The sequence below is a fragment of the Pseudoalteromonas sp. T1lg23B genome, assembly GCF_002964665.1.
GTDB lineage: Bacteria > Pseudomonadota > Gammaproteobacteria > Enterobacterales > Alteromonadaceae > Pseudoalteromonas.
The window spans coordinates 1,093,520-1,120,074 of sequence record NZ_PQBZ01000034.1 but is presented as its reverse complement, the minus strand read 5'-3'; the positions used below and the strand labels follow the sequence as shown (position 1 = coordinate 1,120,074).

Genomic DNA, 26,555 nt, shown 5'->3' with positions numbered 1-26,555 from the left:
ATGGCGTTTTTATTTATAAAATAGATTAATGTGATGACAAATAACAAAAAGTTAACTATTGGCCTCGTGGCGGGTGAATTATCTGGTGATATTTTGGGGGCGGGATTAATTAACGCGCTGAAAAAGAAATATCCAGATGCTGAGTTTGTTGGGATCGCAGGCCCCAAAATGCAGGCAGCGGGATGTCGTACCCTGTTCGACATGGAAGAGCTGGCGGTAATGGGGTTAGTAGAAGTACTTGGTCGCTTGCCCAGACTCCTTAAAATCCGTAAACAGCTAGTGCAATATTTTATTGATAATCCGCCAGATATTTATATTGGTATTGATGCGCCTGATTTTAATTTACGCGTTGAAAAACCGCTCAAAAAGGCGGGTATTAAAACCGTCCAATATGTCAGTCCTTCAGTATGGGCATGGCGGCAAAAGCGTATTTATACCATCGCTGAGGCGACCAATTTAGTGTTGTCTTTGCTACCGTTTGAGAAATCATTTTATGATAAGCATGATGTACCTTGCAGGTTTGTTGGTCATACCTTGGCGGATGAGATTGAACTAGAGCACGACAGCAGTGCTGCGCGTGCAGAATTGGGCTTAACCGAAGATGATTTAGTATTGGCTTTACTGCCGGGAAGTAGAGGCTCAGAAGTCGGGCTATTAAGCGAAACCTATATACACGCTGCGCAAAAGCTTAAGTTGCGCTTGCCATCTTTAAAAATCATCGTGCCGTTGGTGAATGCAAAACGCCGTATTCAATTTGAAGCTATCCTTAAGCAAACCGCCCCTGACCTTCCTGTTATGATGCTTGATGGCCAATCTAGTGCTGCTATGTCTGCTGCTAATGCTGTGTTATTGGCGTCGGGAACGGCGACATTAGAGGCCATGTTGTATAAAAAGCCAATGGTAGTTGGCTATAAATTTAAACCGCTCAGTTACTGGATATTTAAGAACTTTTTTACTTTTAATATCAAATATTTCTCATTACCAAATTTATTGGCTGACGAGCGTTTAGTACCAGAATTTTTGCAGCAAGAATGTAACTCGGATGCGCTTGTTGATGCTTTGTACCCGATGCTCAAAGGGGATAATAGCGCCTTAATTAACAAGTTCTATGAGATTCACAATAACATTCGTCTTGATGCCAGCAAACAAGCGGCAAATGCAGTAGAGGAGTTAATTAATGCAGATTGAACGCCCTGACGTGCGGTACATCGCAGGTGTAGATGAAGTTGGCCGTGGACCACTGGTAGGTGATGTAGTGACCGCAGCGGTCATTCTGGACCCTAACAATCCAATTGCCGGGTTGAACGATTCAAAAAAGCTGACCGAAAAAAAGCGCACATTGCTCGCGCAAGAAATCAAACAAAAAGCGTTGAGTTTTAGTATCGGCAGAGCGTCAGTGGAAGAAATTGATGAGCTTAATATATTGCACGCGACGATGCTTGCGATGAGTCGAGCGGTTGAAGGGCTAAGCATACAGCCTGATTTTGTATTTGTTGATGGCAATCGTTTACCGAAGCTGCTGATGCCTGCGCAAAGTGTTGTCAAAGGCGATAGCCTTGTTGCTGAGATCAGTGCCGCGTCAATCATCGCCAAAGTCGCACGAGATCAAGAAATGATGGAGCTCGATGCCAAATACCCTGAATTTGGTTTTGCGGGGCACAAGGGTTATCCTACTAAAGCACATTTCGCTGCATTAGAAGCGCATGGTATTACCCCGCACCATCGAAAAAGTTTTAAACCAGTGCAGCGCGTGTTGGCCATGAAGGAGCTATAGGTATGGCTGCGCCAGAGTTTGTTCATTTACGTGTTCACAGTGATTTCTCTATGGTGGATGGGCTTGCCAAAACCAAGCCTATCGTCGCCAGAGCACAGGAGTTAGAGCTCCCCGCATTTGCGATTACCGATCAAATGAATTTATGTGGCTTGGTGCGTTTTTATGGCGCTGCCCATGGCGCGGGCATTAAACCCATCGTGGGAGCTGATATTTGGCTCAAAAGCGATGAGTTTCCAGATGAGCCCAGCCGTTTAGTCATCTTGGCCAAAGACAATGAAGGTTACAAAAACCTGACGCTGCTCATTTCAAGAGCATACCAACGAGGACATGTTTTTCACCGTCCTGTGGTGGATAAACAATGGCTGGCAGAACATAAATCAGGCTTGATCCTTCTGTCGGGTGCCAAAGATGGTGATGTGGGTAAAGCGTTGCTTAAAGGCAATCAGCAGCTTGCGTTGGACGTGTTGGCATTTTATGAGCAGCATTTTAAAGACCACTTTTTCTTAGAGCTCACCCGTACAGGCCGAGCTCAGGAAGAAGAATATCTTCATGCGGCGGTCGCTTTGGCGAGCGAGCGAGACCTTCCCGTGGTCGCGACCAATGAAGTGGTTTTTCTGCATGAAGAAGATTTTGAAGCGCACGAGATCCGCGTTGCCATTCACGATGGTTACACACTAGAAGACAAACGTCGTCCCAAGCGTTTTTCTAAAGAGCAATATTTAAAAACGCCCGAGCAGATGCTGGAGCTGTTTAGTGATATTCCAGAAGCGCTTGAGAATACAGTAGAAATTGCCAAGCGCTGTAACGTAACGGTGCAATTAGGTACTTACTTCTTACCAGATTATCCAACTGGGGATTTAAAAATTGAGGACTTCCTCGTTAAGGTCTCCAGAGATGGATTGGAAGAACGTTTACAATTTTTATTTCCAGATGAACAAGACAGGGCTGAAAAACGTGTTGAATACGATGAACGCTTGCAAATAGAGCTAGACGTTATCAACCAAATGGGGTTCCCTGGTTACTTCTTGATAGTAATGGAGTTCATTCAGTGGAGTAAAGATAACAATATTCCTGTGGGCCCAGGACGGGGCTCGGGTGCCGGTTCACTGGTCGCTTACGCCCTTAAAATAACCGACCTCGATCCGCTGGAATTTGATTTGCTTTTCGAACGATTCCTAAACCCTGAACGTATTTCGATGCCCGACTTCGACGTTGACTTTTGTATGGACCGTCGAGACGAGGTAATTGATCACGTCGCCATGTTGTATGGCCGTGATGCGGTATCGCAGATCATCACTTTTGGTACCATGGCGGCAAAGGCGGTTATTCGAGATGTGGGTCGTGTGCTCGGACACCCCTATGGATTCGTAGACCGAATTTCTAAGCTAGTTCCGGGCGATCCCGGCATGACACTGGCCAAGGCCTTTGATGTGGAGCCTAGGTTACCAGAAGCCTATGATGGTGATGAGGAAGTTAAAGATCTCATCGATATGTGTCGCATTTTGGAAGGGTGTACCCGAAATGCAGGTAAACACGCCGGCGGGGTTGTTATCTCGCCGACCACCATTACTGACTTCGCCGCTTTGTATTGTGACGAAGAAGGTAAGTTCCCCGTTACCCAGTTTGATAAGAACGATGTTGAAACTGCGGGTTTGGTTAAATTTGACTTCTTGGGGTTAAGAACGCTCACTATCTTACAGTGGGCGCTGGATATGACCAATGAGCGACTAGCCCGCGAAGGCAAAGAGCCCGTTGATATCAATGCCATTCCATTAAATGACAAAGCGAGTATCGAGTTATTACTCAGAGCTGAAACGACGGCGGTATTCCAGCTAGAATCCCGTGGTATGAAGGATTTGATCCGTCGTCTTAAGCCCGACTGCTTTGAAGATATGATAGCCTTGGTTGCACTGTTTCGACCGGGCCCACTGCAATCAGGCATGGTAGATAACTTCATTGACCGTAAACATGGCCGTGAAGAACTTTCTTACCCAGATGTACAGTGGCAACACGAAAGTTTGATCCCAATACTTGAACCAACCTACGGTATTATCTTGTATCAGGAACAGGTAATGCAGATTGCTCAGGTCTTAGCGGGTTACACGCTGGGTGGAGCAGACATGCTGCGTCGCGCCATGGGTAAGAAAAAGCCTGAGGAAATGGCCAAGCAGCGATCAACCTTTGAAGAAGGAGCGATTGCCAACGGCGTTGATGGCGAACTAGCGATGAAAATCTTCGACTTGGTGGAGAAGTTCGCGGGTTATGGCTTCAACAAATCTCACTCGGCAGCCTATGCGTTGGTGTCTTATCAAACGCTGTGGATGAAAACCCACTATCCGGCTGAATTCATGGCTGCGGTAATGTCTGCGGATATGGATAACACCGATAAAATCGTCACATTGGTTGATGAATGTGAGAATATGAAACTCACCTTATTGCCGCCAGATGTAAATGCTGGGGTGTATAAGTTTACCGTAAATCGTCAGGGCGAAATTGTGTATGGCATTGGCGCCATCAAGGGAGTCGGTGAGGGTCCCGTCGAAGCAATCCTCGAAGCCAGAGAAAAAGGCGGGGAGTTTAAAGACCTTTTTGATTTCTGTGCCCGTGTTGACTTAAAGCGACTCAATAAGAGAGTTGTTGAAAAGCTCATTTATGCTGGCGCTTTAGATAAACTGGGGCCGGAAAAAAATCAGCCAGGCAGAGCCACCTTACTGGCTAGTCTGACAGGTGCGATGAAATCCGCTGAGCAGCACCACAAGGCCGAGTCGCTAGGCCAGTCAGACTTATTTGGTCTGTTGGCGGTTGAGCCCGAGCAGGTTGAGCAAGCCTTTACCAGTGCTTTGCCCCTCACAGATAACCAATGGTTAGATGGGGAGAAAGAAACGCTAGGCTTGTATTTAACGGGTCACCCGATCAATCAATACAGAAAAGAGCTAAAGCACTACACTTCGGGCAGATTAGTGGACTTGCAGCCGACTAACCGCGATGTTCAGTCTACTGCTGCGGGTTTGGTGATCAATGCTAGAACCCTGATAAATAAGAAAGGGAATCGCTGGGGCTTGATAACTTTAGATGACAAGAGTGCCCGGATTGATGTACGCTTATTCCCTGAACAGTTTGAAATGTACCAAGAATTGCTGCAAATTAACCAAATCTTGGTAATAACCGGACAGGTCAGCTTTGATAACTTCTCTGGGGGCATTACAATGACCGCCAGAGACGTCTGCACTATAGCTCAAGCACGAGAAAAACGAATTCGTGCGATAAAAATGACGCTAAATATGGTGCAAATTGAAGCAAACTTCTTCGAAAATTTACGAAAAGTACTGGAACCTTACAAGTTTGGCACGTGTCCGATAAAGATTACGTATCAACGTCCAGACGCGTTAGCTGAGCTAACGCTGGGAACCCAATGGTGTGTGACGCCTACTGATGATCTGTTGACTCGATTATCACAAATGGCGGCGCAAGAAATAGAACTAGAATTTAACTAATTAGGTAGTTTAGAGCATGAGCCTCAATTATCTTGATTTTGAACTTCCAATTGCAGAATTGGAAGTAAAAATAAAAGAGTTACAAAATGTTAGCCGTTCAGGCAGTTTAGATCTGAGCCTTGAAGAAGAGATTACGCGTTTAAAAGAGAAAAACGTTGAGTTAACCAAAAAGGTCTTTTCAGGCTTAGGTGCTTGGCAGGTTTCTCAATTGGCTCGTCATCCTCTTCGTCCGTATACTCGCGATTATATCAACCGTATTTTTACTGAGTTTGATGAGTTTGCAGGTGATCGTACTTTCGCTAATGATCCGGCTATTTTAGGTGGCGTTGCGCGTCTTGACGGCAAACCTGTTATGGTGATTGGTCAGCAAAAAGGGCGTGACACGGCTGAGAAAATCAAACGCAACTTCGGTATGCCAAAGCCGGAAGGTTATCGCAAAGCGTTGCGCCTGATGGAAATGGCTGAGCGGTTTAAAATGCCGATTGTCACCTTTATCGACACTCCGGGGGCTTATCCTGGTGTTGGTGCTGAAGAGCGTGGTCAAAGTGAAGCTATCGCACGTAACCTAAAAGTTATGGCCGCATTGAAAGTGCCAACTATCTGTACTGTTATCGGTGAAGGTGGTTCTGGTGGTGCACTGGCAATTGGTGTGGGCGATCGCGTGAACATGCTGCAATACAGTACCTATTCGGTTATCTCGCCTGAAGGGTGTGCTTCAATTCTTTGGAAAAGTGCAGAAAAAGCGCCATTGGCTGCTGAAGCTATGGGTGTTTCTGCGCAACGCGTAAAAGAGTTGGATCTAATCAACAACATCATTGAAGAGCCGTTAGGTGGTGCACATCGTGACTACGATGCTATGGCTAAGAATCTAAAAGTACAATTAAAGCGCGATTTGGCTGAACTAGAAGAGTTGGGTACTGATAAGATGCTGGAACAGCGTTATCAGCGACTCATGTCTTTTGGTTACTGCTAAAAGTCTATTGTATTTATACACTGATTCGTGATAAAATGAAAAAGCCGCTATGAGCGGCTTTTTTACATTGTGAATTATGAAAAATACCACGCTATATAAACAGTTTTTATCAGCGGTTAATACGCTAAACCCCCATCGACGGCCCATGAGTGTTGCCTTGTCGGGGGGCGTTGATTCTGTGGTGTTACTCCATCTGTGTCATACGTTACGCGCAGAACAAGCACCTCTTCACCTAGAAGCTATCTATATCGACCATGGTCTATCAGCCGACTCAAAAGCTTGGCAGCAGTTTTGTGAGCGTCTGTGTCAGTCCTTAGCGATTGAATTCAAAACTACCTCTGTGACTATCGAACAAAAAGCCCGGCACTCTTTGGAGTCACAAGCTCGTGAGGCACGCTATGCTGCGTTGGATAGACTTGCTCGTGAAGACAGTTTGTTGGTGTTAGGGCAGCATGCTGATGATCAACTTGAAACATTTTTACTTAGATTGAAGCGTGGCTCAGGGCTCAGTGGCTTGGCGTCAATGCGGCAAAGCACCGAGCTGGCATCGGGGCGTCAGTGTATCAGGCCATTGCTCAGCGTCAGTCGCCAAGACATTGAAGCGTTTGCTAACCTATTGGCAATTTCCCACATTGAGGATCATTCTAATCAGGATGATAGTTTTGACCGTAACTTTCTTCGCAACCAAGTATTACCGCTGTTAAAATCGCGTTTTAAGGGGTTTTTGAGCAGTGCTTTGCGCAGCATTGAATTGTTACAGCAACAACAGTTGTTGATTGATGAAATCACCGAACAAGATTTACAGCTATGCCAAACTGCTGAGCAAACGCTAAACCTTGTCACGTTGTCGCAGCTTAGCCAAGCACGACAGGCCAATACAGTGCGCGCTTGGCTACAAGGCCACAACCTGAAAATGCCCTCTAAGGTGGTGTTAGAACAGTTGTTATATCAAGCTCTTAATAGTAAGCAAGATGCGCAACTTAGCATCTCTATTGGACAGGCAGAGGTGAAGCGATACCGGCAGCATTTGTTTGTAGTTATACCGCAAATAGTTCCTGCATCGCAGATCATTACTGATTTAGACAGCGTAGAAATAAGTGATTGGCAAATGCTCAAACCCAAGTTGGGACGGGGAGTGCGCTTACCTTGTGATGATGAGCAAGTCTCAGTGATGTTTGGTCGTATGAATGACAAAATACGACCGCTGAATAAGCCGGGCCGCAATACAGTAAAACACTGGCTTAAAGAAGCGGGTGTGCCAAGCTGGCAACGTGCTCATGTTCCCCTTATTTTTTATAATGAGCAGTTGGTGCAAGTCGTAGGATTTTATTTGGAGCATACGCTGTTTGATGAACAGCAAGGTATACAATGGGAAGTAACGAGAAGTGAATAATCAAGAAATCGGAAAATCTTTGGCAGGTAAAGCGCCTTGGGGTTTATTGTTCAATGTAGCGGTGTTTGCACTGTTAGGTGTGATCGATGGCGCACCACTGTTGGCAAACCTTTTATTTGCGTTATTGTTTGGTGCGATAAGTACGGTGTTTCTGCTGCTTTATTGGCATGAAAAAGGGGGGAGTTTTTTTATCTTCGCGCTACTGATGCCACTGTTGCTTATCATGCTGAGCGAACTAAGCAATTTTGTTGCTTTGGCTTGGGTAATAAATGGTTTCTTTTTTGGTTTTGCCGTCGCACTCATTATCTATCGGCTCGTTTATATCAAAGAGTCAGTAGAGAACTAACAAGTTGCAGGCTCCGCTAGGGGGACTCCGCTTGGAGCGCAGAGCCTGCTCAAAAATGACTAGCTGGTTCTTGCGCAGTCACGGCCATCCGCTTTTGCTTTGTACAAGCCTTTGTCGGTGCGCGCAAAGATACTCGCCTCACAGTCTTGTATAGTCGACAGTGTAAAACCAATACTGGTTGTGACCCCAAATTTAGACAGCACATGGCAGTTACGAACAGCACTCATTACTCGCTCGGCAATCACTTTGTTGGTGGTAAACTGCGGGTCGTCAATAATGATGGCAAATTCATCACCGCCAAAACGATACACGGTATCGGTGCTGCGTACCGATTGCTTTAAAATATCCGCAAATTTAATCAATACCTCGTCACCTGCACTGTGGCCGTGACGGTCGTTGACTTGTTTGAAATTGTCCAAATCCAGCAACATCAAACTGAAGTTGCTTTGTAGACGACGTCCACGCTCAATACGCTGCGCCAAACTATCACTGAATTGGCTGCGATTATAAAGACCCGTTAGAGAATCTTTGGTTGCAAGCTTTAACACTCGGTTATAGGTCAACGCATTGCGCATCGGATACAACAATGTGCTGTGCAATCGACATAACTTAGCCTTGATAGCATCGTTTATCTGATACTGACAAAAATATACCAGTTGCCCCAGATGTTCTTCGTTGAGCTCAAGATCGAATTTAAACGGTGTATGCTGATTGTCACTATTGTACATCTGTGCCACACCCAACGATGAGTGAAACTGTAAACCTGATAGTTTAATAATGCGCTGTGCATGCTCTGCGAACACAGTTAGCAATTCGTCTATATGAAGCGTGGTTTGTAATTGTTCCACAAGCTTGTGGATGGGATCCGCCTCACGGTTGATGTATTGCTCGGTGTTGAACGGCAAATAATCGCCGCGCGTTGACACGCGTTGAGCCAAAATATGGACATTTTCCATTCAGTATTCCCCTAAGTACTACTATTGTCTTACTCTAAGCGAAAAATGTGCCAATAATTTAAACTGGCTGAAAAACAATTGCTTGCTATATTTAATGACAAGCATCTTCGCTGATTCCCTGATTTTTGACACTTTGGAGGCCATTTGCAGAACATTTTTGCCGAGGTTTTTGCCCTATTGCTTGCCGCTGCTGTTTTAGTGTGGCTGTTTAAGCGTGTCGGCTTACCTGCAATTTTGGCCTATTTAGTGACTGGGGTACTTGCCGGTGGGTATGGTATTGGCTGGATGAGTATCAGCTATGAGATGCACTTTATCGCTGAGTTGGGCATTGTGTTTTTATTGTTCAGCTTAGGGCTGGAGTTTTCCGTGCCAAAACTTATGGCGATGCGCAATCTAGTGTTTGGGCTTGGCAGCTTACAGGTGTTAATAACCACCATCGTTGGCATGTTTGTTGTCAAAGCGCTTAATTATGATTGGCTAAGCGCATTTGTCATTGCAAGTTTAATGGCGCTCTCTTCTACCGCCGTGGTCGTGAAAATACTCAAAGAAAGTGGCACTCTAAACTTACGCAGAGGGCAACTGGCAATTGGCATGTTGCTATTTCAAGATATTGCCGTTGTGCCCTTATTGATTGCTTTTCCGCTGATCGCTCAGTCAGATAATCAAGTGCTTGTAGGTGCTCTGGCCTTTGCTTTGGCAAAAGGGGCGTTCGTGTGTTTACTGCTCTGGGCGATTGGTAAGTGGTGCTTGCCGAAAATATTTAACGAAGTTGCCTCGGTGCGTACCGATGAATTATTTGTCCTGACCACCATTGTGGTTGCTTTGTGTGCGGGGGCATTGACCTACTTGTTCGGACTATCGATGGCCTTGGGCGCTTTTCTAGCAGGTATGATGCTTGGCGAGAGCCAATATCGGCATCAACTGGAAGCCGAGATCAGGCCATTTCGTGACATTTTAATGGGGCTATTCTTTGTCACAATTGGCATGCAGCTAAATGTACCTTATGTTGCTAACAAAATAGGGTACATCGTTTTGGCTTTGGGAATATTGCTGCTTCTTAAAGTTTTGATCATCGCCTTGCTTGCTCAGCTCATGGGAGAGCGAAAAAAAGACGCGTTGGCGTCGGGTATCTTGCTATGGCAGATGGGGGAGTTCGGTTTTGTGTTGGTGGCATTGGCAAGTAAACACAATTTGCTAGATGCAAACAGTACATCCTTTTTGGTGGCACTAGGCGTGTTATCCATGGCTATCACTCCGTATTTAATCGACCGAACCCCCGTGATTTTGCAAAAGCTCAATGTTAACGGTGGGCACTATAAAAATGATTACAGCCAGCGATTTAATAGTGAATCGTTGAGCGATCATGTGGTTATTTTAGGATACGGAAGAGTTGGTCAAACCATCGCGCGTTTTTTAAAGCCCGAAGCCATTCCTTATTTGGCGATTGAGCGTAATCCAAGCCTAGTACAGGAAGCGCAAACGGCAGGTGAGCCTGTTATGTTTGGTTATTCAGGGTCTTCAGCACTGCTGAAATCAGCCAATGTGGATAAAGCCCGATTGGTTATTATTACCTGCTCGGATTTTAATCAAAGCCATGAAGTGATAGACGCAATTCGCCGCGTTGCCCCCGATGTGAAAATATTGGCTCGCTCTACCGACGATAGTCACCTTGATGCGCTCAAAGAGTTGGGTGTGACCGAAGTGGTACCAGAAGCGCTGGAAGCCAGCTTGATGCTGGTGTCGCATGTGTTGCATATGTCAGGCGTACCGATGCGACGTATATTTAAGCGGGTGAGTAAAGAGCGCCATAATCGCTACGAATATCTACATGGCTTTTTTGCAGGAGATGAACAAGACCCATTAGAGGCCAACGTTGATAGGCTGGAATACCTTCATGCTTTAGCATTGCCAGAGTCAGCCTATGCGGTTGATAAGACCATTGAACAGCTCAACCTAGACAAACAAAAAGTGGTGATCACCGCGCTGCGCCGAGGGGGGCAAGAATTGTCTGCCCCCGTACAAAGTATGGTAATTCATGCCAATGACGTTTTACTGCTAAAAGGTAAACCTAGAAGAGTAGAGCGAGCCGAACAGTATTTGTTAAATGGTTAGCCTAATCGCTAGTCATCTAGGCCCAAAAATGCCCGCATTTCATCAAGCCTAGCCAAACCATCCTGATAACCTATTTCTATTAGATGTTGGGTGTAACTTTTCTCGAACAACAGATAGCTGGTCAAACTTGAGCTAGAGTGACGTTTTACACCCAAAGTACGCATCAGTAACTTAATTGCCAGCGGCATATCATCATAATATTGTTCGGCGATGTCTCTGAAATTTACCGTGGGGTTGATCACTAAGGTGTCAATCGCTTTCAGCTCTCTATTTTGATCCTTGGGTGGCAGCTGGCCGATGGTGCGATTGACGCGGTGCAAGCGCTCCAGATCAGACTGTAGCGTGTCGCTAAATACACTATCGAGTAAGTGACCAGCAATGGCTGACATGCCCGGAAAATGAGGCTCATAACCCAGCGGAGCGCGTATTTTTGGTTGCTCTACACCAATTACAAATATTTTCTCAGCCCCTAAATGAATCGAAGGACTCAGTGGTGACAATTGGTGAATAGAGCCATCACCGTAGTAATGATGTTTAACTCGGACACTTGGAAAAACCATAGGAATGGCACTGGAGGCCATCAACACATCTAGTGAAATTCTACCGGGCACGCCCTCACGTTTTGCTCGTTGCCATGTTTCGGCATCTTTAGCTTGGTAATATGCTACCGACCGTCCGGTGGAATAACTCGACACGGTGACCGAGATAGCATCAATAAACTGCTTATGTATGTTGCGCTCAATACGGCTTAAATCTAATACCTGACTGAGTAAACTGCGCAGCGGAGAGTTATCAAGCAAACTTGCTGGTGGGTGATTTAGATGGCTCGACTGAAAACTGCGCATGGCATTGGCGATCAGGTAGCCAAACGCCCCAAGAAAGTCGCTGCGATACACCATATGCGAATGGAAGCTCTTCCATACCCATTCTATTTTACGTACAGCAAGGTGCATACAAGAGGCGTAACAGGCCAGCGCCGCTGAATTAATGGCCCCAGCGGAGGTGCCATTAATGATTTGAAACGGGATCGGCGCGGTGCGCGGCATACTAAGAGCCAGAGCCTTAAGTACGCCAACCTGATAAGCGGCTCGGGCACCACCTCCAGTTAGCAGCAAGGCAACCTTTGGCCGATTAGCTTTACGTTGTTTTAAATTCATATATCCTCGAAAAATAATGAACTTTTTACTATATTGCTCATCAGTAGATAATAGTCCTGCTATCATCGCAGTATAAGTGCTTTCACTTTTACTTTATGTTTTAATTTTTAAATATTCAAAAGAATATTGTTTTTCAAGCTAATTTTATGGAGCGGTTATGTCAGAGCACAGTTCGGAGCATACTCACAAGAAGGGCCCGTCACGCAGTCAGCTGTTGCTGGCGGCCAGCGTGCTAGTGGCGTTGGTGATAGTGGTGACTTTTGTGTTATCAAAACAAAATGAACAAAAGCAAGAAAACGCGAAGTTCTCGCAGGATGTGGTGAAGCAACAGCAGCAAACCTCGCAACAGCTTAATACTGCACAATCTCAACAAGACCAACCTGAGCAGGACAGTGCCCCTGAACTTGTTGAGCAGCCTCCACAATCAGAGCGTAACGAAGCACCTTTAGAAGTAAGCACGGCTACGCCTGAAGCACCAGAGCTCCCTGCGCTTGATAACAGCGATGAAGTGGTAAAACAAAGTGTGGCGCAGCTAATGAGTGAAAAAGCTCTGGCATTGCTGGTGAGTGACGACATGGTTCGTCGTGGGGTGGTGTTTGTTGACAACCTCGCTAAAGGTAAAGTCGCACAAAAGCATATGCCAGTGAAGAAGCCTCAGGAACCATTTATGGCCCTTGAAGGCGACATTGTGGTGACTGATCCAAACAGCTTTGAGCGTTACACGCCATATGTTGATATGCTATCAAGTATGAGTACGGCTCAACTTGTACGCCTATTTGATAAGTTTAAGCCTCTCATATCACAAGCTTATGAAGAAATTGGTTACGATGGCGAAGACTTTAATCTGACTTTGGATAAAGCCATCACCGAGCTTTTAAACACACCGATCCCAGAGAGTAATATTCCGCTTATCAAAGACTCTGTGACCTATCGATACGCTTATCCAGAGTGGGAGCAGCTATCAGAGGCGCAAAAACAGTTTTTGCGCATGGGCCCAGAAAACATGAAGAAAGTAAAACAGCGCTTAGCAGCCCTGCAAAAATCGCTCAATAAGTAACAATCCCAACAGCCAACTGCTGGATGTTTAAGCAGTTGGCTTAATTAACCTAGTTTTCCCTTGAAACTACACCCGAAAGTAGAGATAATCCCTCCCGCGCCAAACAAGGCCCTCAATGGTAGTCTTATTGGTCCTCTCGCAACGATAGCAGGTGAATCTGGTCAGGCCCGGAAGGGAGCAGCCACAGCTTGTGACTCGTGTGCCGGGATGTGGCTGGTAAGACTACCACCCAAACTCCAATGTTTGTTGTTTGAAGTGCTTACACTACTAACTCCAAAGCTTGTTGTTCCAGCGTTAGTTTCATCCATACCCTCTAAAGCTTTACTAATCTTCGGTTCTCTCATTAAACTTACTTAAATCTTATTATTAGCTCTCTAAATCAATAGTTTTCACTATTCACCCCTGTGGCAATTATCCATTTAACATCTAGACTAAATAAATTCGATTATTAATTGATTTATAGAATTCGACTTGGTCCTAGTTAAACAAACCCCCGTAATGTGTACCATCTTCATTTTAAATACCTTGTGTATGCAATGGCGGCACGCTTACTACGATAGTCATAAAAGTGTCTTTTAAACGCACTATTTCTTGCAAAAAATCTTCATAAAACAAACAGGTTAGAGTAATCATTCTGACATTCATTGTGGTTATTTTCGTAGCGCAATTTTCACTCGTTCATTACTGCGTCTAGTAAGCATGGCAGGGGTGAATGTCTCATAAATATGAAAATAATAATGAATGATTGGAGCAATACATGAAGATAAAGTACGCCTTGACGTGTGCCTTGATGCTGTTGAGTACACAAAGTTTGGCCGAGTCACTTAAAGTCATGGCTTATAATATTATGCAGTTAAATGTACAGGATTGGGATCAGGCGAACCGAGCCGAACGTTTACCAGCAGTATTAACAGCAATGAGCGACAGCCCTGATGTTATTTTGGTCAGTGAGGTGTTTAGTAGCGATGCGGAACAAGCTCTAGCAAGGCTAGCAAATCTGTATCCTTATCAAACCCCGAATGTGGGGCAAGATTGTAGCGGTAGCGGTTGGGATTCGCTCACAGGCAACTGTTCAAATAGCCCGTTTGTTATTCGTGGTGGGGTGGTCATTCTTTCTAAGTATCCAATCATCACGCAAAAGGCGCATGTGTTTAATCATAGCTTGAGCGGCAGTTGGGATTACTTGGCAAATAAAGGCTTTGCCTATGTGGCGATAGCAAAAGACGGTCAACGCTATCATCTAGTTGGTACTCACTTACAAGCCACGCACGATGGTGATACAGAGCAAGAGCACCGCGTTCGTATGGCGCAGCTTGATGAAATTCAAACCTTTATTAAGGCTGAAAATATTCCTGCGGATGAAGCGGTTATCATTGGCGGCGATATGAATGTGGAGTGGAGCAAACAGCAAGAAGTAGCTGATATGCTGGAAACCGCTCGCGCAGAGTTACACTTTCAAACGCCATTGGTTGGTTCATATTCTGCAAAGCATAATTGGTTTACCAAAGCCAATGCTTACTATTTTGATTACAGCCTAGATTATAATGACACCCTAGATTACGTGTTTTGGCATCGCGATCATAAACAGCCTACAAACACACCGAGCATGAAGGTGCGCTATCCCAAAGCAAATAAAAACTGGTATTGGAGCTACCTGCGCGGAAACTGGAACTTAAGTGATGGCCGCTACTATCATGATGGCTATTACAACGAGTTATCTGATCACTACCCAGTACAAGTTAACTTAGAGTTTTAATGGGTATATGAGAGCGATGTACGCTACATCGCTCTTTAGTTTTATATCGGCAGTTGAGGTTTTGAGGGTACTGACTAGTTAGATATTATTTGTATCCCGTCATTGATAGTTTCGGCCTGAGCTGTTCAATCACTGCGGCATCGACCCAATAAATATCACCATCTGAAGAAGATTGCGTTACCCCTTCTTTTAGGAGGTTTCTATTAAAAAATAGATAGTTACCATCAGGAGAAACATAAGCCCCAGCTTCAATTCCCGAAGTGTTGATAGCGTCACCTAGGTTTATCGCATCGCCCCATTCACCAGTGGGTAGGCGAAAACTGATATATAAATCTTTGTCGCCAAAGCCGTCGTCTTTTTCACTGTCCCAGATAATGTATGAGCCATCTTGGGCAATAAACGGATGGGCAGTCCATTTACCCGCGTTGATGTGAGGGCCAAGCAATACAGGCGCTTGGCGTTTGCCATTTTTTACCTCAGAGATACGCAGCACATCATTATTTTTATAATCATCAAATATATACGTGCCATTAGCCGATGCTGACAGGCGCATAATGCCCCAATCTTGCCTATCAATCATAGGCCCAAGGCTTTTGACTTCTGACCAGCCACTGCTGGTACGTTGCATATATTTACTACCTAAATACATGGTATTGCCATCAGGTGATAGGATAGGTCTGCCAATCCTTGGGCCCACAACAGATTCATGCCATACGTTGTTTATTTGTTTAAATTGAACCAGCCACCAGTTTTGTGTGTCGACATCCTTTCTAGAAAAGTAAAACTCCTGCATGTCTGGGGTAAACGAGCCACTGTGATCTCGGTGTCTGGTACTGACATAACCGGGGGCAAATACTTTTGGTGTCATACCTGGTGGTGTTTGGCCAAGATAGGGGCCTGTGAGTAACGGGCGCTCACTCGCTGTCAAAGCTTCGCTATTTACCATTAGTAAAGAGATGAATAGCATTAAAAAATAGCGATATTGTGTCATGATTTATCCTCGTTTTATTTAGTCTACCCAAAATGAGCTTGTACAGTTCTACCTTATGTAAGTTGTTATCTAGATACCTGATGTTGTCATGATTTCTTGATGATTTTTGCTTGAGGTGAAGTTGAAGATTGGATAGCAGCCATCGGCTGGGCTTGCTTGTGATGAGGTGAACAGCAATGGAGGCGTTGTGTAAGTTAGCTTAGGTTAGGAGTCATACACTTTATTATGTTCTTTTAAATTTTTAATCATTTGTTTTTACTAGTTAAAGTTTTCGTGCAGGAAATTATCAAAGTGGTGAGCATCGCCACTACAAACATCATTGAATTCGTTTCTCTATATGGTACGATACCGCGCCTTTATTGCCATTAAAGATGGCAATACTTTGATTTATGAACAAATTTTAGTGGAATATAATGGATTTGATATTTAAAAAACTCACTCTCTTTACACTTTGCTCAACATTGCTAGGATGTGGTGGGTCAAGTGACACACCCACACCGAATGATAATAACGTTGACGAAATCGTTAGCACCCCCTCACCAGCACCAAACTCATTACCTGTTATTGAACAAGTTGCGCATTTAGTTGTAAAAGAGCGTGATCGTTACGTAATTGATGCAACCGCATATGACCCAGATGGCCAAATTGTTTCTTACCAGTGGAAATGGACTGAACAGGGCACTAACTACTTTTATTCGGGCTCAAATGAGCTTCATATGATGGCCCCAGCGGTAGACACAGCCACACCGATTAACTACACATTGACCGTGACTGATGAGCAAGGGGCTCAAGCTGAAATGTCAGGTACCGTTTTGGTTGAAGCCTATCCAGAGTTTGATGCTGAACAAATAAAGGATTCACGGCTGCTAGATTGTTTAAACGATAATGCAGCAGATACAGGCACATATAGAATTCTTTGTTCTTCACCTGCTATTAAAGACTTAAGTGGTCTATCTCAATTTTCACAACTGCAAGAATTGGCGATTCGAAATGCAGAAATCCAAAGCCTTGCGCCTCTTAGTGCTTTGCCAAATTTAGAACGTTTGTTTTTAATAGACGCGTTTAATTCTTACACAGGCGCAACAGAAAATGTTCTTAATGATATTAACCAACTAGCCAGCTTAAAAGAGCTCTATGTTGATTCTCGTTATGGCGAAGTGTTGCAAGGTTTGTCGATAGACAAACTTCAAGAGCTGGAATCAATCACATTGTCTGGTTCTACAATGGTTGATTTTGACGCATCACAGCTAATCTCAAACTCGTTGCAAAGCATAACCATAGACGGGCTGAACGTTTATAACCTAGACAAACTGGGTTTGATAGCGTCATTGAAAGAACTGAAATTAGAAAACATTTGGCAAATTGAAAATCTAAACTTTTTATCATCGTTAGAAAATTTAGAGCGTTTACATTTATACAGTGCAAGGATCACGGATGCGTCAGCATTAACACAGTTGGAGCACCTTAAATCTTTGGAACTTATAAGTTCAGAGCTAAAAGATACAGATATATTGTATGAATTAAATAACTTAGAGAGTTTGCAATATAACCTTTCGTCAGATGACTTTAAGGTGTTTGATCTCGCGCGTATGACACAGTTTACTAATTTACATACGCTATCCTTATCAAATCTAGATGTAATTAACAAAGATAAGCTAAGTCAGTTTTCAAAGCTTAAAAACCTGAGACTTCACAATAATGACCATGCTCAAGAGGCATTCAGTACAAGTCATCTAAATGGCTTAAATGACTTAGAGAGCGTATCACTTTATGCGAATAACCTTTCTGAGTTAGATGCTTTATCTGCCCATAGTAAACTCAAAACGTTAGAGCTCAGTGACATCTCTGAAAATACTCAACCAGACTACACACAATTTAAATTGTTGGAATCTCTAGACTTAAAGTTTAGCGCAGAGTCGTCTTTTAATGGTGATTTAGTATCACTGAGAGAAAGCAGCCAGTTATCATACTTAACTATCAGTGCTAAAGCCTTTATAAACGGTGGATTTGAAGGTAGTGATAGCGTGCGATCACTCTCACTGTTTTTATCAGACACGGTAGAGTTACCCCAATTATCAATGTTTGCTAATTTACGTAGCTTAAACCTGTCGCTGGGTGACAGTAGCAACGTATCGTTAAACTCACTTGGAAAGCATGACAGGCTTTCAGAACTGCGTTTGTCAGGTAGTGCCCTTGATAATATGGAGTTCGCTAAAAGTTTAACCCAACTTAGGGCGCTGGATTTTACTGGGAAAAATATGACTGATATTTCTGCCATTAAATCATTGCGTAATCTAAGGTCACTAAATTTAAATCAAATTGAAGCGGATTTTAACGCAGAAGTTATATTGGAAATGCCATTTTTAAGGGTGCTAGTAATTAATGACAGTGCGCTGAGCTGCGATACAACAAAGCAGCTGCAACAATTTGCTCAAGAAAATGACATAGACTTCAGTATTTCAGGTCAAGCTTGCACTGACCTCTAATCTTATTGTTTATCCTAGAGCCTTACCCAAAGTACAAAGGGTAAGGCTTTCTTGGATGGCTGATGAGTGACAGTTAGTCGTCAAACTCGATTTGTTGTGCAAGCACGATGTTGTTGTCCTGCAAAATACCTTTAACGTGAATTTTAATGCCTCGTGTCAGGTCGTTCGCTTCTCCGCCAATGTATTGCGTGTCCGCATCCGTGGTGATTTTGCGTGCGCCAATCGAGAACTCTGTCGCTGAGGTAAACTTGTTGATTTTACCGCTCACTTCAATATGTTCGTCTTGTTCATTGTCAACGAACTCTATTTCTTCGGCACTGATCAGCGTCTCACTGTGTTTACGACCTTCAACTTTAAGCGTGATACCGATAGCCAAGTCAGACGCATCACCATGTTCAAACTGCGTTTGCTGTGAATACTCAATGGTTATGTCAGCGATGGTGAAAGCCTGTTCAGAAAGGGCGGTCACTTCACCAGTGAGCTTCACTTTTTCAAGCTTTTCAAAGGCGACTTTTGAGGCCACTAGCACGTTATCTTGATTTAGTGTGCCCTCAATTTCTACGGTGACGCCATCGGCCAATCTACTTGCATTACCATTTTTGAAGGTGGTTTCATCGGTTGTGGTGACGGCCTGTTCATTGACAGTAAACTCTTGCGCCGATATAAAGTTGCTTATTTCACCAGAAACCTCGGTTTCATCCTGATCTGCGTCAATATCAACTTTATGTGCAACCAATACTCCGTCTGAGTTGAGCACACCTTCTACTTCAACTTCCACATCAACTGCTAAGCTATCGCTGTCTCCGCCTTTAAAGATGGTGTGCTCATCGGTTGTCACAGGTTGGTCGATGACGGTGAAGTCGGTGATGGAGGTAAAGGCCGTGATGACACCTTTCACTTCTACTTCGTCTACATCATCCTCTGACTTAAATTCGATTTTTGTTGCCAAAATACTGCCATCAGAATGCTCTTCGCCTTTTATCTTAACCATCACACCATCTTCAAGCGATGCTGGTGTACCGTCTTCAAAATGGGTGAATTCGTTGGTCGTGATGGCGCGACCGTTAACCTTAAAGTCTTCGGCAGAAACAAAATCATGTACAACACCAGATAGTTTTACATATTCAGGTGTTTCACCGTCAGCACTGGTTTTTGCTTCTATCTCTAAAGCTAATACCTCACCTTCAGACGTTGCTTGAGCATTAACCGCAACAAAGTGTCCGGCTTGTATCGCAGCAAAGAAACCTTCGGTGTCTAGGGCTTCGCCATCAACTTCAAACTGTGTTACCGCGCTGGTGGTAATATTGACATCCTGAACTGTGAGCGTAGGCTCTGCAACGCTACTGACGAGTCCTTCAATCTCCACGTTGCCCTCTGGTGCTTCATCAGATACGGCTTCTCTGGTTAATTGTTTCACCAATAAAGATTCACCATCAGATGAGGCAAATGCCTTAATCGCAACAATATCTCCAGATACTAGATCAGTCATCACCATGCGGCGTACTTTCTGGCTAGATTTGTCTTTTAGTTTACTGTGGTCGTCCAGTGTAAATAGCGTATTGAGCACCAGCACTTGACGAGTATCGATATTGACCTCTTCAATGGCACCTTCTAACTTAATGACACCTTGCTTGTCGAGGCGGATTTTTCTTGCGCTCAGTTGGTCGCCAGTCAGTGTTCCGTGTACTTTAACACGCACGCCTACCTCAAGTTCACTGGCCTCACCACCAAAAAACTCTGTATCAGACGACCAGCTAACGGATTTATCGCCTAGTGTGAAGCTACTGTCATCAATGACTGCGCTTATCACACCGTCTAACGCGTACTGAATGCTTTGTTCTTGGCTGTCATCTTCACTTTCGCGCTCTATCACTTTTACCTGTGATGCCAGCAAAACTCCGTCATTTGCAGTGGTTTCACTATAAACCACCACGTGCTCGTCATTGGCAAGTACTCCTTCAATCTCAGCTGCACTGTAATCAATCACTAAGTTGTCGAGTGAGAACGTACTACTTTGCTCATCTAGCAAAGAGACAACCCCTGCGACTTTGAGTGTGGTGTCCACATTGTCTAGTTCAATATGCGTGGCGACTAGTTGTTGCTGATCATTTTGAATGGCACTGACTTTTACAAAGTCATCTACTTGTAAGGTTTCAAGTGTGGTATTTTCAAACTCAGTAGACTCGTCTATGAGGAAAACAAAACCAAGCACTTGCAAAGTGGAGTCTGTCAGTGAAATAGCTTCGGCAGGCCCTTTGGCTTTAAGCTCAAAATAGACTTCTTCCGCTTGAGCGTGTTCACCGTCTGCGTCTGAGCGACCAACTACGGTCACGAGCATACCGACTTCAAAGTCATCTTCACTGCTTGGCTCGCCGTCTTCATCTTTAAAGTCTGTGCCAGATGTATCGTAACGTACCCCATTGACATAGATACTACCAAAATTACTGACGATACCTTGGCTAATAACTGGGGACTGATAAATCAGTTCAATATTGTTTGTTGTGTTTTTGGAAACGTTCACGGTGTATTCGGCGGGTAAAACGTTATAACTGAGTGAATTTGCACTGACTGCGTTTACCGTCACTGTATAGCTGCCGACGGTTAAATCTGCAATGGTTTTAGATTGATTTAAGTCGCTACTGTAACCGTCTGGTCCCGTGATAGTAACATCGGCACTGACCCCTTGTGGGAGGCCTGCGATACTGACTTTAAGTGTGCCAGTATCAACCGTTTGTGCTGGAGGATCTGTGGGGGTTGGTGTGGTCGGTGTGGTGCTTTGATCGCCACCGCCGCCTCCACAGCCTGATAGGAAAATCAGACATGCGCCGTAAAAATAAGTATTTAAGCGTCTCATATAACAGCTCCGGATTTTAAACATAAAATAACTCACTCGCTGAGAAAGTGCCAAACAGTCACTCAGCGTAATTCAAGGTGAAGTGTTAATTTTGCTAACACAGTCTAACGAGTTTTATTGACTTATACAAAAGAATTGCCGTTTGTGTTTTATATGGGTAAAAGGTATGGGTTTTTGGTGCAGCCATGACCATGAGATGACGTTGATGCAATTAACTATGCTGAGTTTTAACTGGTGCTAAAACGCAACAGTAGGTGAATATTTTAATCCACGACCCAAGTGACTGTAATTGCTAGGATAGTGAAAACAATTAAGGAGAAAGTAACCATGAGAATAGGTATCTTAATGATGCTGTTGTTAGTAAGCAGCAACGTCTTGGCTCAATCCAGTGAAGCTAAAATTAGCGCACTGTTTGATAGTTATATGACGAAATATAATCACTATTTACAGCATGGTGTATTGCCACAAACACCAAAGTTATATGCCGACACAATCATGTTGATGTCATCAAACTCAAAACCCAGTGTTATTACGCACATGCAAATGGACGAACAGGTACAAGTTTTCTTATCAAATTTGAAGGCACAAGGGGTGAGCCACGTCAAATGGGCAAAGGTGTTTATCCACCAACTGGATGACAACATTGCACTAGTTAGCAATATTGCTGAGCGATACACCAAAACGGGGGCCCTGTATAACAAAGTTGGCGCCAGTTATTATGTCTATTTAATTGATGGACAATGGCAAATTTCGGCATTTGCTATACACAATGCAAAAAACACTTTAATTTAATAGGCATGAAAACGAATAACGCTGTGATGTATGCAAAACTGGGATGACTTTCAATTACTGCTCGCATTGCAGCGCGCTCAAACCCTGCGTGGGGCAGCTAAGTTGTTGGGGGTAAACCATACAACCGTCGCACGTAGACTAAATAGCTTAAATCGACGTTATTCCACTTCTGTTTGTACGACAACTCAAAACAAATTGGCTTTCAGTGAACTCGGTAAACAGTTGCTGTGTACCGCCGAAGCGATGCAAACTCAGTTGCACAAGCAACTCCCAGAGATTGAAAACACCATTAAGCAAGCGACGCAGCAGGTTAATCTTTCCTTACCTCCAGCGATTTTACAGTTTGTTTTAATGGATGCATTGGCTGAGTTTCAACAGCAATATCCAGAGATCCAACTTAATATCAATGCAACGTATGCGCTGAGTGATTTAGATAACAGCGAAGCGGATGTTGTGATCCGTGCTGCTGAGCAACTTGATGACTATTTAGTTGGCCATCGCTTGTGTCCAATTTCATTAGGATACTTTATGCACAAGGATTACCTGACACAGCGTGATGACCAAGACATCGCTTGGATAGTGGCAAGCAGCCAAGCTCGTCCGCCATGGTTGGCCGAAACGCCATTCCCGAATGCTTCAATTAAATTAACGGTTGGAGATTTAGTGTTGCGCCACCAAGCTGCTGCAAATGGGCTGGGCATGATCAGAGGGGCGCATTATATTGCACAACACTTTCCTCAGTTAGTTGAGTTTGCGCCTTGTTCAACCTCATTTGCTGATTTGTGGGTGCTTACTCATCCAAACAAGCAATCATTACCTAACGTTAAAAAGCTCATCCACTTTTTGCTAACTACAATGAGAGGTAAGCAAAGCGTAATTAATCGGAAAAGTTAAAGAAGAGACAACGGCAATGCGATGTTTAAGATGATTACATGTCACAACAAGTGCGGCTCATCACTGAGTGCCTCGTTGTTTTAATACACGTCAGTTGGCTGAACGAAAGTAACTGATAATGAGCATTAAAATGTCACTCTTAAAGTGAGCAAATATTTTAAGGGATGTGTTTAAGAACGCACGCTTTTACACCTTAGTCAGAGGCACTCAACATGAATCCCTCTGATACATGGCAAAGGTGTCGAGTTAGCCACCCGCAATTTTTACTTTGAATTTGAGGGTTTCGAGTATTTGTTTAAGTTTCTCTCTATCGTCACCTTGAATTTCGATGATGCCATCCTTCAACGCGCCGCCTTGCCCCATTTTACTTTTTAATGTTTTTGCTAGCTTTTTCAAATCATGTTGTTGTGCATCAATGCCTACAACCAGCATGACCCCTTTGCCTTTTCTTCCCTTTGTTTGTCTCTCAATTCTCACGAATCCATCTTTGAATACTTTTGACTCAATTTCCTTTTTTGGTTCTTTCGTATCAATTCGGCCCGTTTCTGTTGAATAAACTAAACGACTATCAGACATTTTTCTCTCACCGCTAAAAAAGATCAGTGTGGTGATCATATCATTAATCTATTTCTTAGCAGTAATGTTTACGATGATGAAGCAAAGAGTAAAAAAATAAGCTGAATTTTTTCGCAGTAGCTTATTTGTGGCTAAACTGAATAAAGCGTTTATATTTAAGTCAGTGTACTGGATAACAATTTCGAAATATATTAGGAGCTTAACATGAGTTTGAGCAAGAATTCTTCAGCAGACGGCAAGATTTTAACAATACAAATTAGAGGGAAGTTTGATTTCAACCTAGTACAGTCTTTTCGTCAAGCCTATGCCGATGTTGGAGAACGGACCGAAAAAGTAGTCGTTGATTTGAGAGAAACAGATTACATGGATAGCTCCGCATTAGGTATGCTGCTAAACATGAAAAAAACGCTCGCAGACACAATTGAGACCATTCAAATTACCAACTGCCGACCTCAGCTAAAGAAAATATTACAAATATCAAGATTTGATAAAAAGTTTGATATCGATTGATAAAGCCTTTCATCAGGAGCCGTTAAAGTGCGCGTATTGGTTGTCGATGATCAGCCGTTAAACTGTATTTTGCTAAAAGCAATGTTAGAGCAACAAGAATATGACGTTGTTGTTGCTAATGACGGGGCGCAAGCAATTGAGCTGATGCAGCAATATGACATTGATGTGGTGTTGCTTGATGTCATTATGCCCGTAATGGATGGCTTTGAGGCTGCTCCTAAAATAAAAGAGTTGGCTGGGGATGTGTATCTACCCGTTATCTTTATTACCACACTTGAAGACCATGATAGCTTTGAAAAATGTCTGGCTGTAGGTGGCGATGACTTTATTCATAAGCCATTCGATAGAGTTATATTGTCAGCCAAGATCAGAGCCCATGCCCGTACTCGTCGGTTGAGTCAAGAAGCCAACCAGCAAAAAAAGCAGCTTGAATATCACTACAATCAAATAGAAAGAGAGCATGAGATTGTAGAGCATATTTTCAGTAATGCGCTCGATCAATCCATAAAGTATCATCAGCATTGCGACTATCATCTTTCCCCCGCTTCAATGTTTAACGGTGATATGTTCTTGATGGCAAAAAGTCCTATGGGCGGGTTTTACTGTTTACTTGGGGATTTTACTGGGCATGGTTTGGCAGCGGCAGTAGGGGCATTGCCGGCGTCACGTATTTTCTATGCAATGGTCAGTAAAGGAATGGCGGTGAACGATATTGCCTATGAACTTAATGGAGTATTGAATACTTTACTACCAAGCAACATGTTTTGTGCGGCGGCCATAGTGGAGTTAAGTGAATCTGGGCGAAGTGTGTCAGCTTGGTTGGGTGGATTGCCTGATATCTATTTGATTGACGAGCAAGGTAACGTAATACAAACACTAGAGTCACAGCATATGGCGCTCGGGATCCTAAGTGATGATGAATTTGAGCGCACGACAATTCACTTAGAAGTTAATGCAAACCAACGATTGGTGATGGCCACTGATGGCATCATCGAAACCGAAAACAGACAAGGAGAAATGTTCGGTGAGCAGCGTCTCAAAGAAGTACTTCGAAGCTGTAACAACATTTCCACTGAGCAAATTATTCAACTGACCCAAAGCTTTTCTGAGCATAGCGCACAGCAAGACGATTTGAGCATCGCGATTATTAATTGCATAGCGAGCGAAAAAATCAAAACAGCACCCATAGTGTACTCGAAAATTCCTTTTGAGCTATCTGTACATGTCAACGCACAATGTATTGTGGGAACAGATCCGATACTAGAACTGGTTGACGTTTTGAGCAAAATCGAGGGAGTGAGTGAGCATAGATCAAATATTTTTTTACTGCTTTCGGAGGCATACAATAACGCTGTTGACCATGGTGTACTTGGCTTAGACTCTAATATTAAAAATCGAGATGATGGCTTTTTGGAATATTACCAAATAAGAGAAAAAGCGCTGGCAAAACTAGAGAATGCGTTAGTCAGTATCAGTGTTAAATACGTCCCCAAAGATGGCGTCTTGATATTTACGATTGCTGATTCAGGCAGAGGATTTAGAGTTAAGGACAATAAAGATGACAACCTTCAATTAGAGTACGGCCGCGGCCTGCGCTTACTTCAAGAGATGTCTTGTGACATTCAATTTAACACGCAAGGTAATGAAGTAAAAATAGTTTATTCTTTGCAATAATTTCTATTTGCAAAGCTTTATTTGCATGCTAGTCTAGAGCTGTTTTTAGATGTTTGGATGGCTAGATGGTTTCTTCGTATCTCACTCAATCGGCTCTTAGTGTAGAGCCTGCCGATATAGAATCGGCGTTATCTCAATTAGATGACTTTTTACAAGATCAGAATAACTGGCAAGATGCTGTGTGGTCTTATCGCATTCCTGAACTTGGAGAAGGTGGTGCGTGTAGTTTGTTTGGTCATCTTCAAGACGAGCCTTTTGAGCTCACATCATTACTTTCTCAAGATCAGCAAACTTCACAAGCTTTGGTTAAGTTACAGTCGATGGTGGCGTATGTACAAAGCCAAACCGATGTGGATTGGTTTGGCATATATCAAACTCGTCAGACACCACAGGGAGCTCAGTTGTTGAAGCTGGCTTACCATGGTGCACCTAGCCGACCATTGTTTCCTATCAACGAACAATTTGCAGCAACAAGTAATAATGTACAAGTGGTCATGAGCGGCCGCGCCCGCGTGATCAATGATGTGCCGCAATACGTTAGCAATGGTGGCGAATATTATACTTGTGATCCAAAAGTGCAGGCGGAAGCTTGTCTACCATTGTTTGATAATGCAAACAACTGTATCGGTATTATTGACGCAGAAGCGTTTAGCAAAGATTTTTTTACACCAAACGTGCTAGCTTTACTAATTGCTGTATGTATTAAAATTCCTCAGTATCTACCTGAGTGATATGGCTCGTTTTGACCAATATTTATGTT

At 43.6% G+C, this 26,555-nt stretch carries 20 protein-coding genes and 1 other RNA gene; 16 read left to right on the top strand and 5 right to left on the bottom strand.

What is annotated here, in order from left to right; translation table 11 throughout:
• Positions 1-33 precede the first annotated feature (33 nt).
• From lpxB to C2M32_RS13530, 6 genes are all read left to right on the top strand, one after another.
• Positions 34-1,188 carry a lipid-A-disaccharide synthase gene (gene lpxB, locus C2M32_RS13555; RefSeq protein WP_199886159.1) on the top strand — a complete coding sequence of 385 codons (1,155 nt, stop codon included), beginning with the start codon at positions 34-36 and terminating at the stop codon, positions 1,186-1,188.
• The gene (gene rnhB, locus C2M32_RS13550) at positions 1,178-1,774 is read left to right on the top strand and encodes a ribonuclease HII (protein ID WP_105168882.1); all 597 of its coding nucleotides are present in this window, start codon (positions 1,178-1,180) and stop codon (positions 1,772-1,774) included. The genes lpxB and rnhB overlap by 11 nt, the downstream gene beginning before the upstream one ends.
• A gap of 2 nt (positions 1,775-1,776) precedes the next feature.
• On the top strand, positions 1,777-5,268 hold the full coding sequence (gene dnaE / locus C2M32_RS13545) for a DNA polymerase III subunit alpha (protein WP_105168881.1): 3,492 nt from the start codon (positions 1,777-1,779) through the stop codon (positions 5,266-5,268).
• Positions 5,269-5,284: 16 nt separating this feature from the next.
• Positions 5,285-6,241 (top strand): acetyl-CoA carboxylase carboxyl transferase subunit alpha, encoded by a 957-nt coding sequence (gene accA, locus C2M32_RS13540; protein WP_105168880.1) that lies wholly within the window; start codon positions 5,285-5,287, stop codon positions 6,239-6,241.
• A gap of 76 nt (positions 6,242-6,317) precedes the next feature.
• On the top strand, positions 6,318-7,634 hold the full coding sequence (gene tilS, locus C2M32_RS13535) for a tRNA lysidine(34) synthetase TilS (RefSeq protein ID WP_105168879.1): 1,317 nt from the start codon (positions 6,318-6,320) through the stop codon (positions 7,632-7,634).
• Positions 7,627-7,980 (top strand): hypothetical protein, encoded by a 354-nt coding sequence (locus tag C2M32_RS13530; RefSeq protein ID WP_105168878.1) that lies wholly within the window; start codon positions 7,627-7,629, stop codon positions 7,978-7,980. The genes tilS and C2M32_RS13530 overlap by 8 nt, the downstream gene beginning before the upstream one ends.
• 59 nt (positions 7,981-8,039) lie before the next feature.
• On the opposite strand, the gene C2M32_RS13525 is transcribed toward C2M32_RS13530, so the two are convergent.
• Positions 8,040-8,936 (bottom strand): GGDEF domain-containing protein, encoded by an 897-nt coding sequence (locus tag C2M32_RS13525; protein ID WP_105168877.1) that lies wholly within the window; start codon positions 8,934-8,936, stop codon positions 8,040-8,042.
• Between the two features lie 144 nt (positions 8,937-9,080).
• Between C2M32_RS13525 and C2M32_RS13520 the strand changes: the two genes are divergently transcribed.
• Positions 9,081-11,048, top strand: coding sequence for a cation:proton antiporter domain-containing protein (locus C2M32_RS13520; protein WP_105168876.1), 1,968 nt, complete (start codon positions 9,081-9,083; stop codon positions 11,046-11,048).
• Positions 11,049-11,056: 8 nt separating this feature from the next.
• Here the strand turns inward: C2M32_RS13520 and C2M32_RS13515 are convergent, their stop codons facing one another.
• On the bottom strand, positions 11,057-12,205 hold the full coding sequence (locus C2M32_RS13515; RefSeq protein WP_105169306.1) for a patatin-like phospholipase family protein: 1,149 nt from the start codon (positions 12,203-12,205) through the stop codon (positions 11,057-11,059).
• Between the two features lie 157 nt (positions 12,206-12,362).
• Between C2M32_RS13515 and C2M32_RS13510 the strand changes: the two genes are divergently transcribed.
• From C2M32_RS13510 to C2M32_RS13500, 3 genes are all read left to right on the top strand, one after another.
• Positions 12,363-13,262 carry a DUF3014 domain-containing protein gene (locus C2M32_RS13510; protein ID WP_105168875.1) on the top strand — a complete coding sequence of 300 codons (900 nt, stop codon included), beginning with the start codon at positions 12,363-12,365 and terminating at the stop codon, positions 13,260-13,262.
• A gap of 125 nt (positions 13,263-13,387) precedes the next feature.
• Positions 13,388-13,484, top strand: an RNA gene (ffs, locus tag C2M32_RS13505) — signal recognition particle sRNA small type.
• A gap of 535 nt (positions 13,485-14,019) precedes the next feature.
• On the top strand, positions 14,020-15,018 hold the full coding sequence (locus C2M32_RS13500) for a sphingomyelin phosphodiesterase (protein WP_105168874.1): 999 nt from the start codon (positions 14,020-14,022) through the stop codon (positions 15,016-15,018).
• Between the two features lie 85 nt (positions 15,019-15,103).
• On the opposite strand, the gene C2M32_RS13495 is transcribed toward C2M32_RS13500, so the two are convergent.
• Positions 15,104-16,009, bottom strand: a complete 906-nt coding sequence (locus tag C2M32_RS13495; RefSeq protein WP_105168873.1) for a PD40 domain-containing protein — start codon at positions 16,007-16,009, stop codon at positions 15,104-15,106.
• Between the two features lie 413 nt (positions 16,010-16,422).
• Between C2M32_RS13495 and C2M32_RS13490 the strand changes: the two genes are divergently transcribed.
• The gene (locus tag C2M32_RS13490; RefSeq protein ID WP_105168872.1) at positions 16,423-18,495 is read left to right on the top strand and encodes a leucine-rich repeat domain-containing protein; all 2,073 of its coding nucleotides are present in this window, start codon (positions 16,423-16,425) and stop codon (positions 18,493-18,495) included.
• A gap of 73 nt (positions 18,496-18,568) precedes the next feature.
• On the opposite strand, the gene C2M32_RS13485 is transcribed toward C2M32_RS13490, so the two are convergent.
• Complete coding sequence (locus C2M32_RS13485; protein ID WP_105168871.1) at positions 18,569-21,349, bottom strand: DUF5666 domain-containing protein; 2,781 nt, start codon at positions 21,347-21,349, stop codon at positions 18,569-18,571.
• 327 nt (positions 21,350-21,676) lie between these two features.
• On the opposite strand from C2M32_RS13485, the gene C2M32_RS13480 reads away from it, so the two are divergent.
• Together C2M32_RS13480 and C2M32_RS13475 are read left to right on the top strand one after the other, a co-directional pair.
• Positions 21,677-22,141 (top strand): hypothetical protein, encoded by a 465-nt coding sequence (locus tag C2M32_RS13480; RefSeq protein ID WP_105168870.1) that lies wholly within the window; start codon positions 21,677-21,679, stop codon positions 22,139-22,141.
• Positions 22,142-22,171: 30 nt separating this feature from the next.
• Positions 22,172-23,035 carry a LysR family transcriptional regulator gene (locus C2M32_RS13475; protein ID WP_105168869.1) on the top strand — a complete coding sequence of 288 codons (864 nt, stop codon included), beginning with the start codon at positions 22,172-22,174 and terminating at the stop codon, positions 23,033-23,035.
• Between the two features lie 246 nt (positions 23,036-23,281).
• Here C2M32_RS13475 and C2M32_RS13470 read toward each other — a convergent pair whose 3' ends face one another.
• On the bottom strand, positions 23,282-23,611 hold the full coding sequence (locus C2M32_RS13470; protein ID WP_105169305.1) for a stress response translation initiation inhibitor YciH: 330 nt from the start codon (positions 23,609-23,611) through the stop codon (positions 23,282-23,284).
• 204 nt (positions 23,612-23,815) lie between these two features.
• Between C2M32_RS13470 and C2M32_RS13465 the strand changes: the two genes are divergently transcribed.
• The 3 genes from C2M32_RS13465 (at position 23,816) to C2M32_RS13455 (ending at position 26,526) form a co-directional block, all read left to right on the top strand.
• Positions 23,816-24,121, top strand: coding sequence for an STAS domain-containing protein (locus C2M32_RS13465; protein WP_105168868.1), 306 nt, complete (start codon positions 23,816-23,818; stop codon positions 24,119-24,121).
• A gap of 27 nt (positions 24,122-24,148) precedes the next feature.
• Positions 24,149-25,795 (top strand): fused response regulator/phosphatase, encoded by a 1,647-nt coding sequence (locus tag C2M32_RS13460; RefSeq protein ID WP_105168867.1) that lies wholly within the window; start codon positions 24,149-24,151, stop codon positions 25,793-25,795.
• 65 nt (positions 25,796-25,860) lie between these two features.
• Positions 25,861-26,526, top strand: a complete 666-nt coding sequence (locus C2M32_RS13455; RefSeq protein ID WP_105168866.1) for a GAF domain-containing protein — start codon at positions 25,861-25,863, stop codon at positions 26,524-26,526.
• Positions 26,527-26,555: the final 29 nt, after the last annotated feature.